This is a genomic window from Arthrobacter sp. KNU-44 (assembly GCF_051843155.1).
Classification (GTDB): domain Bacteria; phylum Actinomycetota; class Actinomycetes; order Actinomycetales; family Micrococcaceae; genus Arthrobacter.
In genome coordinates, this window is the sequence record NZ_JBPXNG010000002.1 from 3,686,747 (window position 1) to 3,701,346 (window position 14,600).

At 63.8% G+C, this 14,600-nt stretch carries 13 protein-coding genes and 1 riboswitch; of the genes, 2 read left to right on the forward strand and 11 right to left on the reverse strand.

Going from position 1 to position 14,600, the window contains the following annotated elements; translation table 11 throughout:
• Positions 1–20 precede the first annotated feature (20 nt).
• The 6 genes from ACSVHC_RS18300 to ACSVHC_RS18325 form a co-directional block, all read right to left on the reverse strand.
• Positions 21–797 (reverse strand): class I SAM-dependent methyltransferase, encoded by a 777-nt coding sequence (locus ACSVHC_RS18300; protein ID WP_437770792.1) that lies wholly within the window; start codon positions 795–797, stop codon positions 21–23.
• Between the two features lie 50 nt (positions 798–847).
• Positions 848–2,272: an aminotransferase class V-fold PLP-dependent enzyme gene (locus tag ACSVHC_RS18305; RefSeq protein WP_437770791.1), complete on the reverse strand. Its 1,425-nt coding sequence runs from the start codon at positions 2,270–2,272 to the stop codon at positions 848–850.
• Positions 2,273–2,307: 35 nt separating this feature from the next.
• Positions 2,308–2,420, reverse strand: a riboswitch (SAM riboswitch).
• A gap of 161 nt (positions 2,421–2,581) precedes the next feature.
• Complete coding sequence (gene hisN, locus ACSVHC_RS18310) at positions 2,582–3,394, reverse strand: histidinol-phosphatase (RefSeq protein WP_236811797.1); 813 nt, start codon at positions 3,392–3,394, stop codon at positions 2,582–2,584.
• A gap of 59 nt (positions 3,395–3,453) precedes the next feature.
• Positions 3,454–4,569 (reverse strand): ribosome small subunit-dependent GTPase A, encoded by a 1,116-nt coding sequence (gene rsgA / locus ACSVHC_RS18315; RefSeq protein ID WP_437770790.1) that lies wholly within the window; start codon positions 4,567–4,569, stop codon positions 3,454–3,456.
• Positions 4,570–4,571: 2 nt separating this feature from the next.
• A complete protein-coding gene (aroA, locus tag ACSVHC_RS18320; RefSeq protein WP_437770789.1) occupies positions 4,572–5,966 on the reverse strand; it encodes a 3-phosphoshikimate 1-carboxyvinyltransferase in 1,395 nt (464 codons plus the stop codon).
• A 6-nt stretch (positions 5,967–5,972) separates the two neighbouring features.
• Positions 5,973–6,488, reverse strand: a complete 516-nt coding sequence (locus ACSVHC_RS18325; protein WP_437770788.1) for a DoxX family protein — start codon at positions 6,486–6,488, stop codon at positions 5,973–5,975.
• A gap of 215 nt (positions 6,489–6,703) precedes the next feature.
• Between ACSVHC_RS18325 and ACSVHC_RS18330 the strand changes: the two genes are divergently transcribed.
• Both ACSVHC_RS18330 and rsrA read left to right on the forward strand, forming a co-directional pair.
• Entirely contained in the window at positions 6,704–7,543 is an 840-nt protein-coding gene (locus ACSVHC_RS18330; protein ID WP_437770787.1) for a sigma-70 family RNA polymerase sigma factor, read from the forward strand.
• Positions 7,540–7,797 carry a mycothiol system anti-sigma-R factor gene (rsrA, locus tag ACSVHC_RS18335; protein ID WP_028264789.1) on the forward strand — a complete coding sequence of 86 codons (258 nt, stop codon included), beginning with the start codon at positions 7,540–7,542 and terminating at the stop codon, positions 7,795–7,797. Before ACSVHC_RS18330 ends, rsrA begins: the two co-directional genes overlap by 4 nt.
• 79 nt (positions 7,798–7,876) lie before the next feature.
• On the opposite strand, the gene ACSVHC_RS18340 is transcribed toward rsrA, so the two are convergent.
• From ACSVHC_RS18340 to ACSVHC_RS18360, 5 genes are all read right to left on the reverse strand, one after another.
• On the reverse strand, positions 7,877–7,951 hold the full coding sequence (locus ACSVHC_RS18340) for a 50S ribosomal protein bL37 (protein WP_369299106.1): 75 nt from the start codon (positions 7,949–7,951) through the stop codon (positions 7,877–7,879).
• 106 nt (positions 7,952–8,057) lie between these two features.
• Positions 8,058–8,672 carry a PadR family transcriptional regulator gene (locus ACSVHC_RS18345; RefSeq protein ID WP_234747938.1) on the reverse strand — a complete coding sequence of 205 codons (615 nt, stop codon included), beginning with the start codon at positions 8,670–8,672 and terminating at the stop codon, positions 8,058–8,060.
• Complete coding sequence (locus ACSVHC_RS18350) at positions 8,672–9,520, reverse strand: DUF4097 family beta strand repeat-containing protein (protein ID WP_437770786.1); 849 nt, start codon at positions 9,518–9,520, stop codon at positions 8,672–8,674. Before ACSVHC_RS18350 ends, ACSVHC_RS18345 begins: the two co-directional genes overlap by 1 nt.
• Positions 9,521–9,638: 118 nt before the next feature.
• Positions 9,639–10,238 carry a GDSL-type esterase/lipase family protein gene (locus tag ACSVHC_RS18355; RefSeq protein ID WP_236811788.1) on the reverse strand — a complete coding sequence of 200 codons (600 nt, stop codon included), beginning with the start codon at positions 10,236–10,238 and terminating at the stop codon, positions 9,639–9,641.
• A gap of 135 nt (positions 10,239–10,373) precedes the next feature.
• The gene (locus ACSVHC_RS18360; protein WP_439181193.1) at positions 10,374–14,174 is read right to left on the reverse strand and encodes a multifunctional oxoglutarate decarboxylase/oxoglutarate dehydrogenase thiamine pyrophosphate-binding subunit/dihydrolipoyllysine-residue succinyltransferase subunit; all 3,801 of its coding nucleotides are present in this window, start codon (positions 14,172–14,174) and stop codon (positions 10,374–10,376) included.
• Between the last annotated feature and the right edge of the window lie 426 nt (positions 14,175–14,600).

Below are 14,600 nucleotides of genomic sequence, written 5' to 3' on the forward strand. Positions count from 1 at the left end.
CCTATCGCGTACCGGCCGAATCAGACTTTCCGCGCCCGCCAGCTCTGCGTGAGATAAGGCAACGGGATGACCTCGCCCTCGGCATGGCCCAGATGTTCGAAGAGGTACCACTGAAGGTTGCCCATGACTTTGGCCCGGTTGGCGTCATTCGCCCTCAGGTAGTAGCTGCGCGACTTCACAAGTTCGAGGATGTCGGCCGGAGTCACGGGATCCTCCCAATGTGTCACGTGACTTTCGAGACCCGCGAACTCCGGGCCCACCACAGGCCGGAAGTCCGGTTTGTGGACATCGCCGGCATGCATGATGCGGGTCAATCGATGGACCCAGGGCACCGAAGTGTCCATTTGGTTCCAGATCAAGCCGATAGTGCCCTGGGGTCGAAGGATCCGGGCGATCTCGGTGCTCGCGGCGAGGGGATCGCACCAGTGCCAGGCCTGGGCAACGCTGACGACGTCGAATGCTGAGTCCGCCAGTCCAGTTGCCTCGGCAGTGCCCTCCAGGGTGATCACTTGTGGATACGTTTTGCGGAGCTGGGTGAGCATGTCCATCGAGGGGTCCACTGCGGACACCGCGAGCCCGCGCTCGACGAAGAGCGCGGTGAACTTTCCGGTGCCGGCGCCGATGTCTGCCGCGTCCCGGGCGCCTTCCGGCAGCAGCCAGTCGGCCGAATCCGCAGGGTAGCCGGGCCGGACACGATCATAGTGTTCTCCGCCGTCCTGGAAACTCCGGCCGAGTTCAAGGCGCCGTTCCTCATAGAGCTTGGGGCCGGCTGATGTGCCTTTGGGTCGCGGGGCCACGCAGGAACTCCTTCGTAGGACAGGAAAAATACCCTACGAATCTACCGCAATCAGTCAGTGCTGCAGGGAGCGGCTCCCGCGGTCCCGGGAGTGTTGGGAGCCCACTCCGGGTAGCTGCGGTGGTCGTTCGCCGGCACCCAGCGGCCGGCATCCACTACGTAGTCCCAGCCGAGGCCGTTGCTCTTGAGCGCGTGGATGCCCGCAATGAGCCGGGTGGCGTCTTCCAAGCGCGAGCCCACGCCGAAACTGGCTCGAAGTGATCCGGAGGGCAGGCCGAGGCGCTTGAGCAGCGGGTGGGCGCAAAAGCGTCCGTCGCGCAGGCCAATGCCGTGCTCGGCCGCAAGATAGGCAGCCACAAGTCCGGCGTCGTAGCCCTGGAGCGAGAAGTTCACGACGCCGATGGTGTCCTGGGGATCCGTGTCGCTGAAGATCTGGTGCACGGTCACGCCGTCGATTTGCTTGAGGCCCTCGACCAGATGCGAGCGGATGGCTGCCTCGTGGGCGTGCCATTCATCGTGGTCGAGGCTGGCGATGACCTGTGTGGCCCGGGCGAGTGTGGCCGCGCCGAGTACGTTCGGCGAGCCGCCTTCGTGCCTGGCCGGTCCTGTGGCCCAGCTGACGGAATCGAGGCGCGCTTCTCGGACGGCGCCGCCTCCGGCCAGGTGCGGTGTACCGGCGTCGAGCCAGTCGGGACGGCCCACCAGGACACCTGCGCCGAACGGCGCATAAAGCTTATGCCCCGAGAAAACCAAGTAGTCGACATCCGCGGCGGCGATGTCGATTCTGCGGTGCGGGGCGAGTTGCGCCGCGTCCACCACAATCCGCGCCCCGAATTCGTGGGCCAAGGCAGCGAGTTCCTTGATGGGCAGGATTTCGCCGGTCACGTTTGACGCGCCGGTGACAGCCAGGAGGCTGACGCCGCCGTGGGAGAGCGCTGTGCGGACGTTGGCGACGGTCTCGGACAACGTTCCCGCGGCAACGATGCTGCGGTGGGGGACACTTTGCCACGGGAGGAGATTGGCGTGGTGCTCGATGTCCAGGTAAAGGACTTCGCCAATGTGTCGACCGTCCTCAACTGGCAGGCAGCCGGCCAGTAGATTGAGGGAATCAGTGGTGTTGCGCGTGAAAATGACCGAATCGTCCGGCCGGCCGCCAACGAAGTCACGGACGATGTTGCGGGCGTTTTCATAGACCGAGGTGCTGATTTGGGAGGCATAGCCTGCGCCGCGGTGGACGCTCGCGTAGTACGGCAGGATCTCGTTGAGGTACGCGGAAACCACCGTCAGGGCAGGTGCGGAAGCGCCGTAGTCAAGATTGGCGTAGCGGATGTGGCCGCCCTGGATCAAGGGTGCCTGCAACTCCGCGCCGGTGACCGCAGCGAGTGGGCGCGATGCCCGGGGGAGGGTTTCACCGCGGTGCTGTGCAGATTCGTTGTTCAGCGAAAGAGCCTGGGAAGTAAATGTGGCTGTGCTCATGGGACCTCACTCAAGAGGGACCCCTGCGTGCAGGGGGTCCGCGCTTGCCGCATCCGTTCCGGACCGGCCGGGTCGTCACCCGGGGCACCCCGCCGCGATGGAGGGTTGCCGGCCAGCAAACCGGGGTTTCGCGCTGGCACTCGTGACCTGTAAAGAGCGTAGGACACCGGCAAGGCTCATTCCAATGTGACCGGCGATTGTTAAGCGGATTATTACACCGCCGGAAAAATGTGCCTCCTGCCGAAGAAAAAGCGGCGGACGCCCCCAAAAGTGGGCGTCCGCCGTCGTTTATTCAGTGGAGAGAGTGGACTAGAGGAGGTCGTCGAGCTCGGGGTTGAGCCTCTTGAGGACCTCGGAGTGCAGGATCGAGTTAGTGGCCACGGCGTTTCCGCCGAAGGGACCATCCGCACCGTCCAGGGACGTGAAGCGCCCGCCGGCTTCCGTCACGATCGGCACCAAAGCCGCCATGTCGTAGACCTGGAGTTCCGGCTCGGCAGCGATGTCCACGGCGCCCTCGGCCACGAGGCAGTAGGACCAGAAATCGCCATACGCACGGCTGCGCCAGACATCGTTCTCGAGGCCCAGGAAGTTGTCCAGCTTATCGTGCTGCTTCCACTCGGAAAGCTCGGAGTAGGAAAGCGAGGCGTCTTCGAGCCGCGACACGTTGGAAACCTTCAACCGGGTGGCTGCGGCCAGCGACCGGCCCATGTAGGCGCCCGAGCCCTTGGCCGCCCACCAACGCTTGCCGAGCGCCGGAGCGCTCACGAGCCCCACTACTACCTCGCCCTCGTCCACGAGGGCGATCAGCGTAGCCCAGACGGGTACGCCACGCACGAAGTTCTTGGTCCCGTCAATGGGGTCGATGATCCAACGCCTCGAGCCGTGGCCCGTGCTGCCGAATTCTTCCCCGAGGACGGCGTCGCGGGGGCGGGAACGGGAGAGCTGCCCACGGATTGCTTCCTCTGCTGCTTTGTCGGCATCGGTGACGGGGCTCAGGTCGGGTTTGGTCTCGACCTGGAGGTCCAGTGCCTTGAACCGCTCCATTGTCAGGGAATCGACGGAGTCGGCCAGGACGTGTGCCAGCCGCAGGTCGTCGTTGTAGCTCGAATCGGGTTGGGTCATGGTTCCAAACTACCGTCTGTTCGCCGGTGAGCCGGGGAGGTAGGACGGCAGGCGCGCAGTTAGTTGACCGTACCCAATTCCTTGGTCTCCTGGGCTTCCATGCGCGGGTCCGCGCCGAGGAGCCGGCGCAACGACGCCAAGCGGGCCGGACCTGCCTCGCCGGCGTGGCCGTCGGCGACCCAGGAATCCAGTCCGCATCGAACCGCGGAGGCATCGTGCTTGCAGCCTCGCTCGCACATCTCCGTTCCGGGTTCCAGATCCGGGAAGGCATGCAGGATGCGGTCCGGGTTCACGTGGGCGAGGCCGAAGGAGCGGATGCCGGGCGTATCGATGATCCAGCTGCCCCCGGGGGCATCGCTGAGCTTCAGTGCGAGGGCAGAGGACGAAGTGTGCCGTCCCCGACCCGTCACGGCGTTGACCCCGCCCGTGGCGCGCTCGGCGCCGGTGAGGGCATTCACCATCGTGGACTTCCCGACGCCGGAATGGCCCAGGAGCACAGTGACCTTGCCGTCGAGGTAGTCCCGCAATTGGCCGACGGCGTCGCCATCAAGGCGGGCGGAGAGGCCGTCGTCTGAACGGGCATCGATGCCGGAGGCGCCGGCGTCGGCCGTGCGGCTGATGATGATGGGGAAACCAAGGCTCACATAGTTGGCGAGCAATTCCGTCGGATCCTTGACGTCCGCTTTGGTGACGAGCAGCAACGGCTCGATTCCGGCGTCGTACGCTGCCACCAAGGCGCGGTCGATGAATCCGGTGCGCGGCTCCGGATTGGCGGCCGCAACCACCACCACGAGCTGATCGGCGTTGGCGACGACGGCCCGTTCGATCGGATCCGTGTCGTCGGCGCTTCGTCGCAGGAGGGTCTTTCGCTCCTGGACGCGCACGAGGCGAGCGAGGGTGTCCGGGGCTCCGGACACATCGCCGACGAGGGCCACGAAGTCTCCGGGAACCACGGGGGAGCGCCTCAGTTCCCGGGCGCGTGCGGCAATCACAATGCGTTCGTTGTCCGAGCTTTCGCCCACGATCGCGGTGTAACGGCCGCGGTCGACTGTGATGATGCGCCCGATCACGGCGTCGTCGTGGCTCGGGCGGTCTTTCGTGCGGGGGCGTGTGCCCTTCTTGTTGGGGCGGATCCGGACATCGGACTCATCCCAGGAGCTTGCGTCGCGGGCCATCGTTAGTTGCTTGTCTCCGTTGAAACGGTGTCCGCGCCCGCTGGGCCGGAACTGAGCATCGATGCCCAGATTTGCGGAAATTCGGGCATGGTCTTGGAAGTCGTCGCGATGTCTTCGACCTGGACACCCTCGATGGCGAGCCCAAGGATGGCGCCCGCGGTAGCCATGCGGTGGTCGGCATAGCTGCGCACGACGCCGGCGTGCAGCGCCGCGGGCCGGATCACCAAGCCGTCGCTGGTTTCCTCGGCGTCGCCGCCAAGCCGGTTGATTTCGGCGACCAAAGCAGCCAGCCTGTCCGTTTCGTGGCCCCGCAAATGAGCGATGCCGGTGAGCCGGGAAGGGCTGGTTGCCAGGGCGCACAATGCCGCAACGGTAGGGGCGAGTTCGCTGGTTTCGTCGAAGTCCGCGCCAAGGATCTCCGGTCCGCCGGTGACTGTCAGCGTGCCGTTGTCCAGCGTGACAGTGGCACCCATGGCGGCGAGGATGTCCCGCCAGAGGTCCCCGACTTGCGTGGTGTTGGCCGGCCAGTTGGGAATCCGGACAGTTCCCTTCGTGGCCAACGCCGCGGCGAGGAAGGGACCCGCGTTGGAGAGATCCTGCTCGATCCTCTCGTCGAACGCCTGGATGGTACCGGGGGCGACGCGCCAATGGTTCGGCACGGAGTCATCCACCTGCACTCCGACGCCGCGCAGGACCGAGACGGTCATGTTGATGTGGTCAAGGCTCGGTACGGGTTTGCCGACATGTTCCAGGTGAAGGCCCTCATCGAACCGGGCACCGACCAGCAACAGGGCGGAGACGAACTGCGACGAGGCGCTCGCATCGATCACCAGGTGGCCACCGCGGACAGAGCCCGTGCCGGATACTTTGAACGGCAGGGAGCTCGCCGCGTGCCCGTCCAGTGCGCTGACTTCCAGCCCGAGTGTCCGGAGGGCCTCGATAATGGTGCCCATGGGACGTTGGCGTGCGTGGGGATCGCCGTCGAACACCGAAGCGCCGTTGCGCAGGGCCGCGAGCGGCGGCACGAAACGCATGACCGTGCCGGCCAGGCCACAGTCGATGGCGGTCTCCGACGCGACGGCCACGGGGTCGATCGGAGTGACTTCAAGGTCCGGGCCGTAGTGTCCATCGCCGGGAACCTCGGTAATGGTGGCGCCAAGCCGGCGGAGGGCCTCGACCATGAGTGCCGAATCCCGTGAATGCAAGGGTGCCCGCAGCCTGCTTGGGCCGTTGGCCAATGCCGCCAGGACCAGATAGCGGTTGGTCAGCGACTTCGAACCAGGAACCGTGACCGTGGCATCCACGGGGTGGCTGGCGAAGGGTGCCGGCCACAGGGGGAGTGCGGAGGCTGTGGTGCTCCCTGAATCGTCTGTCTGCGTCGAGGGGGTTCCTGGCATGCTTCCTTATGCTCCAACTGCGTTGTCTACGGCCTTGCGGACGGCCCGGTCTGTCTTCTTGAACTGCTTGCCCGTGGCCTTCTTGGCGTCCATGGCAAGGTGTTCGGCGCGCCATGCGAGGCTCGGTTTGCCCGCGGTGTCGACGGCGGCAAGGAATACGCCACCTGTCAGCGAAATGTTCTTGAGCAACTGGGCGCGGCGGGCGAGCCGGCCTTCCTTGGTGCTGATGTCGGCAGAACGCCATTCGACAAAGGTATTCAGGACCGAAATGCCGGCAAGCAGGCTTGCCGAGAACCGGGAACATTTGCCGAGGGCCAGCAAGGCGCCGGCGCCCACTTGCGCGCCGCCGATGACCCGCGCCAGCACTTTCTCGTCCGCCGGGAAAGGCAGCGACTCGGAAGCGCGGCGGAGCAGCGGAGAGAGCTGTTTGGCAGTGTCATCCGCGTTCTTGAGCTTGTCCAGCCCTGCGACGACAAAACTGGAAGCCAACATTGGCCTGGCGAGAAAACGGACGAGGGACATGTTTTGCCTCCTGGATGGCTTGCCACAGTGTTCAAGTGGTGTTGCGTTCAAGTGGTGCGGTGTTCACGGGGTGCAGTCGGATCTAGTCTTGCATCTTTGCGGAATATTTGCCCGAAGCCTGCCGTTGTCAAGAGAAGGTGCGGTATGGGCTGGACCTTGGATTGTGGCGCGTGCATTGTGCCGCGCGGTCATGTCGTTTGAGTGGAGATGGTTTTTTGGCCTTGGTTAAAGACCGCGAGGAACACTTGGCGCTTGGGCGGGAGCTGCCAAGGGACTCCCGGAGGGTGACAGTAGACTTGGATGCAATGAGCACCATGGATCCGGCCGCAGCGGCCATGTACAAAGCAGCGACCGACGTCACGGACGCAACGTCCGACGGCGACGCCACTGTTGAGGCCGACGTCGAGATTGCAGTGGACTTCGCAACCGAGACCCCCGAGCAACGGAGGGCGCGCTTCGAACGCGACGCCATGCAGTATGTCGACCAGCTCTATTCGGCTGCCATGCGCATGGCCAGGAATCCGTCCGACGCCGAGGACCTGGTCCAGGAGGCCTACACCAAGGCCTTCTCAGCCTTCCACCAGTACAAGCCGGGCACCAACCTCAAGGCGTGGCTGTATCGCATCCTGACCAACACGTACATCAACCTCTACCGGAAGCGGCAGCGCGAACCGTTGCAGTCGAATTCGGACACCATCGAGGACTGGCAGCTGGCGCGGGCGGAATCCCATACGTCCGCGGGGCTGCGCTCTGCGGAGGCGGAGGCACTGGACCATTTGCCGGACTCGGACGTAAAGAGCGCCTTGCAGTCCATTCCGGAGGAATTCCGGCTCGCGGTGTACTTCGCTGATGTCGAAGGATTCGCATACAAGGAAATATCAGACATCATGAATATCCCGATCGGGACGGTCATGTCCCGGCTTCATCGCGGCAGGAAAATGTTGCGCGATCTGCTGGCGGACTATGCCGCAGAGCGGGGAATCCGCGCCGGCGCGGAAGAAAAGGCCTTGGCCGTGGGCGCGGCCACAAGCAAAAAACAGGAGAAAAGGAAATGAGCTGCCAAGGATTGGGCGACTGCGACGATGCTCGGATGCAGCGTATCTACGAATACCTCGATGGTGCGTTGACCCGCGAGGACATCGCGGAGATCAAAGTGCATCTGGAAGACTGCCCGGAGTGCACCGAGCAATACGACCTTGAGTGCGTCATCCGCACCGTGGTAAAGCGCTCCTGTACGGAAGCGGCTCCTGAGAATCTCAAGAACTCGATCCTGGACAGGATCCACGCTATGAAGTCCGTGGACGTCTAAGAGGCTTGAACGGCAAGGGCCCCGGAAACCTGATGGTTTCCGGGGCCCTCCGCATTAAGTCTTACGCTAAGCCGCTGGCTTAGGTGTTGGGACGCTTGCCGTGGTTTGCGCCGCCGCGCTTACGGTCACGACGCTTACGTGCACGCTTGCTCATAGCTGGCCTCCTTAGATTCTTGATACTCAATAAAGCTGCCCTCCAGTCTCCCACATCACGGGGCCGCCCCGCGAACCGTGCCGGCCAGGCCGGCGGGAATCCGGACTCAGCCGCGCAGGGAATTCCGGATGGAGATCCTGGCCTGGTCCAGGACGGTGCGCACGGTTTCGAGGGCAATCGGAGTCAGGGCCTTGGAGCCGGCGTGCTGCCGTAGCTCCACGCGTATGTCATCGCGGAAGGACTGGACCATCATTTCGGCTTCCTTCAGGATGCGGTGTCCCTCCGGAGAGTAGCTTCCGGCCCATGACTGGAATTCCGCGGACTTCGCATTGGCTCGCGCGGCTTCGGCAGTCGCGGCCAGGTCTGCACGCAAGCCGCGCATGTTGCTGCGGATATCGTCGCGAAGATTGTCGGCCAACCGCCGCACCGAGGCGGAAATGTTGTCCTCGACGTCGGCCAGTTCCTGCCGCCGGCTGTTGAGCTCCGCCAGTCCGGCCGCGGTGATCGAATAGTTGGTGCGGCGCCCGTCGCTGCTGGTGGCTACAAGGCCCTCCTCCTCGAGTTTGCCAAGGCGCGGGTAGATGGTTCCTGCACTGGGGGAGTAGGTCCCGCCGAAGCGTTCGCCGAGGGCCTTGATGAGCTCGTAGCCGTGCTTGGGACCAGATTCCAGGAGTGCTAGCAGGTAGAGCCTAAGTGCTCCGTGGGCAAAGACGGGCGGCATCAGGCTTCCTCTTCTCCGGGGACTGAGTGCGTTGTTCCAGGTGTTGGCGCACTGCCATGGATGATGGAGGTCTTTCCAGACACGGAATTGGTACGTGCCACCATGAGCCGCTCGTCGGGGCCAACGATGGTCTGGACCCTTCCGCCTGACTGCGCGTAGAGCTGGTCATCGATCATCACAGTGCCACCGGCCGTTTTGGCCACGATGTCCACGCCCACATCATGAGGCAGGCGGATGGTGAGGTCGCCGGAAACGGAATTGGCTCCGAAGTCCTGGGTGTAGCCGTGAAGGTCGAAGCTGAGGTCGCCGCTGACGGTATTGGCCCGGATATTCTTGAAGCGGCCCGAAGCCGTGACTTCGCCCGAGACGCTCTTGGCGGTCATGACGCCGTCGTGGTTCCGGGCGATGACTTCACCGCTGACGGTGTTGACGTGGAGCTCGCCCCGCGTGCCGTCCGCGAGGACTGACCCGGAAACTGTATTGAGTCGGATATGACCGCTGACGCCCGACACCATGCCGTCGCCGCCCACGGTTCCTGCTTCGACGTCGACGCCGGCTGGCAGCGCGATGCTGATGACGATCGTGTTGGTGCTGGTGTTGTTGACGGTCCCCATCAGGTTGCGGAACCAGCCCTGGGGGCCGTGCAACTGGTGGCGGACTTCGAGCCGGCCGTCAATGAGGCTGACGCTCAGTGGATCGCCGGCGATCTCCGAGACTTCGATCCTGGTGATTGCTTCGTCGTGGGTGACGACGTCGAAGCGGCCCTTGACGATCCCCAGCTTGAGTGAGCGGACGCCGTCGACGTCGATGGTCTGCGGACCGGTAACGGTCCAGTTTTCTTCTGACATGACCCCTCCATTGCTGCACTGTGGACATTGCGATATATCGCGTTTATGTAAACACGATATATCGCGATATCGAAGTTGGCAATGGGCGCTGCGCGAGAGGGGCTGTCTAAGGCCCCGGCTATTCCGGCTGGGCGATCCTCAGCCACTGGAACCAACCGCGGTGCAACACGAGCCAGGCCATGAGTCCATAGCCCGCCTGGCCGGGGGTGCCGCCATTCGCGGCGAGGTCCGTGCGCCATTGTTCGTGGTTGAGCAAGGGCGAGAACGTGTCGACGTAGTGATGGTTGCGGCGGGTGGTGACGTCCGCAAATGCCGCGTTGAGATCCGCGATCCGACGGTTTTTGGCCGGGTCCAGCGTGGGCGGCGGACCGACGACGAATACTTCGATGTTGCTTTGGGACGCCCCGTCCAGGATATTGGCCAGATTGAGGCGGCTGCGTGCTGTGGAGACACCGAATTCGATGTCGCGGCCGGACAGGCCGATGACCAAGCGGTTTTCGTGGACGTTGCTGAAGCGTCTCCCGGCTTCGTCGAGCCAGCGCGCCGCAAGGCCTTCTGTGCCCTCCATGGGGCAGGGAAGAGAGTAGCTTTCCACAAGGACGGAGTCCTGTGGAGTCCGTGCAAGAACCCGTCCGAGCCAGCCCAAGGCCCTGGGATCACCGAGCCCGGCGAGTAGTTCATCACCAACAGCTGCGATGCGCAGCTTCCTGTCTTCCACAGTTACCTCTTCACCAAACGTTGCGGTCCTTGCACTGTGCCCGGCCGGGCGGCTGTATCACCGGACACTTGTTCCATTAAACAGAACTGCCCGGCTGGAAGCGGGTATTGAACCTCCAGCCGGGCAGCTGCCGTCTTACTTGCGTTCGAATGCCTGCTTCAGCAACGTGGCCTGTTCGGCGCTGTGGCGCTTCATGGAACCGGCTGCCGTGGAGGCCGATGCCGGACGCGAAACGAGCCGGACCTTGCGGTCCAGTGCCTGCGGCAGGTTCAAGCCGATGAACGGCCATGGACCTTGGTTGGCGGGTTCGTCCTGCGCCCAGACGATGTCGGCGTTCGGGTACTTGGCCAGTTCCGCCTCGATCTGGGCCTGGGGCAGCGGGTACAGCTGCTCCAGGCGGATGATTGCCGTCGAGGTGTCGCCGGTCTTCTGGCGGTTCGACAGGAGATCGTAATAGAGACGGCCGGAAACCAGGATCACGCGGTCAACGTTCTGTGCCTGAAGGGGCTCATGTTCGCCGATAACCGGCTTGAAGCCGCCCGTGGTGAAGTCCTCCACCGCAGAAGCCGCACCCTTGAGGCGCAAAAGCTGCTTCGGGGTGAAGATGATGAGCGGCTTGCGCGGACGACTGTAGGCCTGCCGGCGCAACAAGTGGAAGTGCGAGGCGGCAGTGGTGGGGTTCGCCACGATCATGTTGTCCTCAGCACAAAGCTGCAGGAAGCGCTCGATGCGCGCGGACGAGTGGTCCGGCCCCTGGCCTTCGTAGCCGTGAGGCAGCATGAGCACGAGCGAGGAACGCTGGCCCCACTTCTGCTCGGCCGAGGAGATGAATTCGTCGATGATGGTCTGTGCACCGTTGACGAAGTCACCGAACTGGGCTTCCCACAACACCAATGCGTCTGGGCGTTCCACGGAGTAGCCGTATTCGAAGCCCATGGCTGCGTATTCGGACAACAAGGAGTCGTAGATCCACAGCTTGGCCTGCTCGTCGCTCAGGTTGCCCAGCGGCATCCATTCGCGCCCGTTGGCGCGGTCGTGGAAGACGGCGTGACGCTGCACGAACGTGCCACGGCGGGAGTCCTGGCCGGCAAGGCGGACGGGTACGCCTTCCATGACAAGCGAACCAAAAGCCGCGATCTCGCCGAAGCCCCAGTCGATGCCGCCTTCGCGGGACATCTGCTCGCGCTTCTCAAGCAGTTGCTTGAGCTTGGAGTGGACCGTGAAGCCGTCCGGAATGTCGAGGTGCGCCTGGCCGATCCTCTGCAGCATTTCGGCTGAAATGGCGGTGGTGGCCGGCGCGTTGGTGCCGAAGTCCGCCTGCTGGGCGATGGGACGCTCGATGTCCGAAACCGCTGCGGAATCCGCCGTGATGATCGGGATAGGCGAAGTCTGCGCCGCGTGGGTCTCCGCGAAGACGCGTTCGAGGCGTTCCTGGTAGTCGCGCAGCAACTGTTCGGCTTCGTCCTCGGTGATGTCGCCACGGCCGATGAGGGATTCCGTGTAGAGCTTGCGGACGGAGCGCTTGGCTTCGATGAGGTTGTACATGAGCGGCTGCGTCATCGAGGGGTCGTCGCCCTCGTTGTGTCCACGGCGGCGGTAGCACACCATGTCCACAATGACGTCCTTGTGGAAGCGCTGGCGGAACTCGTAGGCCAACTGCGCGATGCGCACGACGGCCTCGGGGTCGTCACCGTTCACATGGAAGACCGGAGCCTGGATCATCTTGGCCACGTCGGTGGAGTACGTCGAGGATCGCGACGACGACGGTGCGGTGGTGAAGCCCACCTGGTTATTCACGATGATGTGGATGGTTCCACCGGTACGGTAACCACGCAGTTGGGACAAGTTGAGGGTTTCCGCCACAACGCCCTGGCCGGCAAAGGCGGCATCGCCGTGGACCATGATCGGCAACACGGGGAACGCTTCGCCAAGGTCCAGCCGGTCTTGCTTGGCCCGGACAATGCCTTCAAGCACAGAGTCAACCGCTTCAAGGTGGGACGGGTTGGCGGCGAGGTAGACCTTGGTCTCATTGCCGTTGTCCGAAGTGAACGTTCCTTCCGTGCCCAGGTGGTACTTGACGTCGCCCGAGCCCTGCACGGAGCGGGGGTCCTGGGTGCCTTCGAACTCGCGGAACACCTGGGCGTACGTCTTGCCCGCGATGTTGGTGAGCACGTTGAGGCGGCCACGGTGGGCCATGCCGATCGCTACTTCGTCGAGTCCGTCGTCGGCGGCGTCGGAAATGATGGTGTCCAGCAGCGGAATCAGCGATTCGCCGCCTTCGAGGGAGAACCGCTTCTGGCCCACGAACTTGGTCTGCAGGAAGGTCTCGAAGGCCTCTGCTGCGTTGAGCTTGGAGACGATGCGAAGCTGCTCTTCGCGGCTCGGCTTGGAGTACGGGTGCTCCACCTGGTCCTGGAACCACTTGCGTTCTTCAGGCTCCTGGATGTGCATGTACTCAATGCCCGTAGTGCGGCAATAAGCGTCGCGGAGGACGCCGAGGATGTCGCGGAACTTGAGCATGGGCTTGCCGCCGAATCCGCCGGTAGGCCACTCGCGGTCCAGGTCCCACAGGGTGAGGCCATACGTCAGCACGTCGAGGTCCGGGTGCTTGCGCTGGACGTATTCGAGCGGGTTCGTGTCGGCCATGAGGTGGCCGCGGACCCGGTAGGAGTGGATCAACTGCTGGATGCGGGCAACCTTGTTGATCTCGTCGGCGGGGTCGACTTGGAGGTCGGGGCTCCAACGGACGGGCTCGTAGGGGATGCGGAGTGCTTCGAAGATCTCGTCGTAGAAGTTCTGGGCACCGAGGAGGAGCTGGTGGACGAGCTTGAGGAACTCGCCGCTTCCGGCGCCTTGGATGACGCGGTGGTCGTACGTGGACGTCAGCGTGAGGATCTTGCTGATGGCGTTCTGGGCGATGATCTTCTCGCTGGCGCCCTGCCACTCAGCCGGGTAGTCGAGGGCTCCGACGCCGATGATGGCCGCCTGGCCCTTGGAGAGCCGGGGCACGGAGTGCACGGTACCGATGCCACCCGGGTTTGTCAGGGATACTGTGGTCCCCGCGTGGTCGTCCGCCGTGAGCTTGCCGTTGCGCGCACGCTTGATGAGGTCTTCGTAGGTGTGCCAGAACTCCGCGAAGTTCATGGTTTCGGCCTTCTTGATGTTGGGAACCATCAGGAGGCGCGTGCCATCGGGCTTGGGCATGTCGATGGCGATGCCGAAGTTGACGTGTGCGGGCTGCACGGCAACGGGCTTGCCATCTACTTCGTCGTAGTACACGTTCATCGACGGGAACTGGGACAGGGCGCGGACCACTGCGTAGCCGATGAGGTGGGTGAAGGAGACCTTGCCGCCACGGGCGCGGGCGAGGTTGGAATTGATGACGACGCGGTTGTCGATCAGGAGTTTGGCTGGAACGGCCCTGACGCTCGTGGCAGTAGGAACCTCAAGGCTCAAGACCATGTTGGACGCAATGGCCTTGGCCGGACCGCGGAGGACGGAGACGACGTCCTCTTCCGGGGGAGTGGGAGCCTTGGTGCTCTTGGGGAGCTGCGCCGGGATCGGCTGGGACTGGCTGCCGTCGGATGGCTTCTGCGCGCCGTCCTTGGCGACAGTGGCCGGAGCCTTCTTGACCGGTGCTGCGGGAGCAACCGGAGCAGGTGCGGGGGCTGCCGGGGCAACCACAGGCGCGGCCGGCGTCATTGCCGTTGCGGCGGCCTGTGCCACGACAGGAATTTCACGAGTGGGAGGGTTTGCAGGGGCTGCGGAGGTTCCGTTGGAGGAAGTGCCGTCAGCGGTGTCGAAGGACTCGAAAAGCGGCCACCATTTGGCGTCGACCGAATTCTTGTCCTGCTGGTACCGCTCGTACAGTTCGTCAACGAGCCACTCGTTTCCGCCAAATTCCTCGGGTAGACGGTGGCTTGGCTGCTCTGGCACTTGAAATACGCCTCTTCCATGAGTGTTGATTTCCAGCTGGCCCGGGAACTGCAGGAGGTGCAAAGGCGAGCCAGGGTCTGGGTCCCGCGAACTCAGACCCTAGCCAGTCTAGTGACGAGCGACGGCTATCTGCCAATAGTGGTGATCTAAATCATGCCGATGGCGATATGCCCCGGCTTCCATGCCCCGAGGTGCATCTTCTTTCCCGGGTTTTTCCTGCCGTTTTAGCGCCGCAGATCTCGAACCCGGCCGGTGAAGTCGCGTGAAGCCGCGCCGCGGCCGGACTGTAGACTTGAATTCTTATGGACAGTAATTCTAGGTGCCGGCCTGGGAGCTGCAGGGGAAGCCGTTCGGCTATCTCCGAGCAACGCGCCCACAGAGCCGGCAATGCCCGTACACATGCCCATCGCACCCCGGAGCTCCAGG

Bases quoted from the DNA above. Each gene is read 5' to 3' on its own strand.
- rsgA (WP_437770790.1), bottom strand. From the start codon at position 4,569: ATGGCCCGCGACGCAAGCTCCTGGGATGAGTCCGATGTCCGGATCCGC.
- hisN (WP_236811797.1), bottom strand. From the start codon at position 3,394: ATGACCCAACCCGATTCGAGCTACAACGACGACCTGCGGCTGGCACAC.
- aroA (WP_437770789.1), bottom strand. From the start codon at position 5,966: ATGCCAGGAACCCCCTCGACGCAGACAGACGATTCAGGGAGCACCACA.
- ACSVHC_RS18345 (WP_234747938.1), bottom strand. From the start codon at position 8,672: ATGCCGCCCGTCTTTGCCCACGGAGCACTTAGGCTCTACCTGCTAGCA.
- rsrA (WP_028264789.1), top strand. From the start codon at position 7,540: ATGAGCTGCCAAGGATTGGGCGACTGCGACGATGCTCGGATGCAGCGT.
- ACSVHC_RS18325 (WP_437770788.1), bottom strand. From the start codon at position 6,488: ATGTCCCTCGTCCGTTTTCTCGCCAGGCCAATGTTGGCTTCCAGTTTT.
- ACSVHC_RS18350 (WP_437770786.1), bottom strand. From the start codon at position 9,520: ATGTCAGAAGAAAACTGGACCGTTACCGGTCCGCAGACCATCGACGTC.
- ACSVHC_RS18305 (WP_437770791.1), bottom strand. From the start codon at position 2,272: ATGAGCACAGCCACATTTACTTCCCAGGCTCTTTCGCTGAACAACGAA.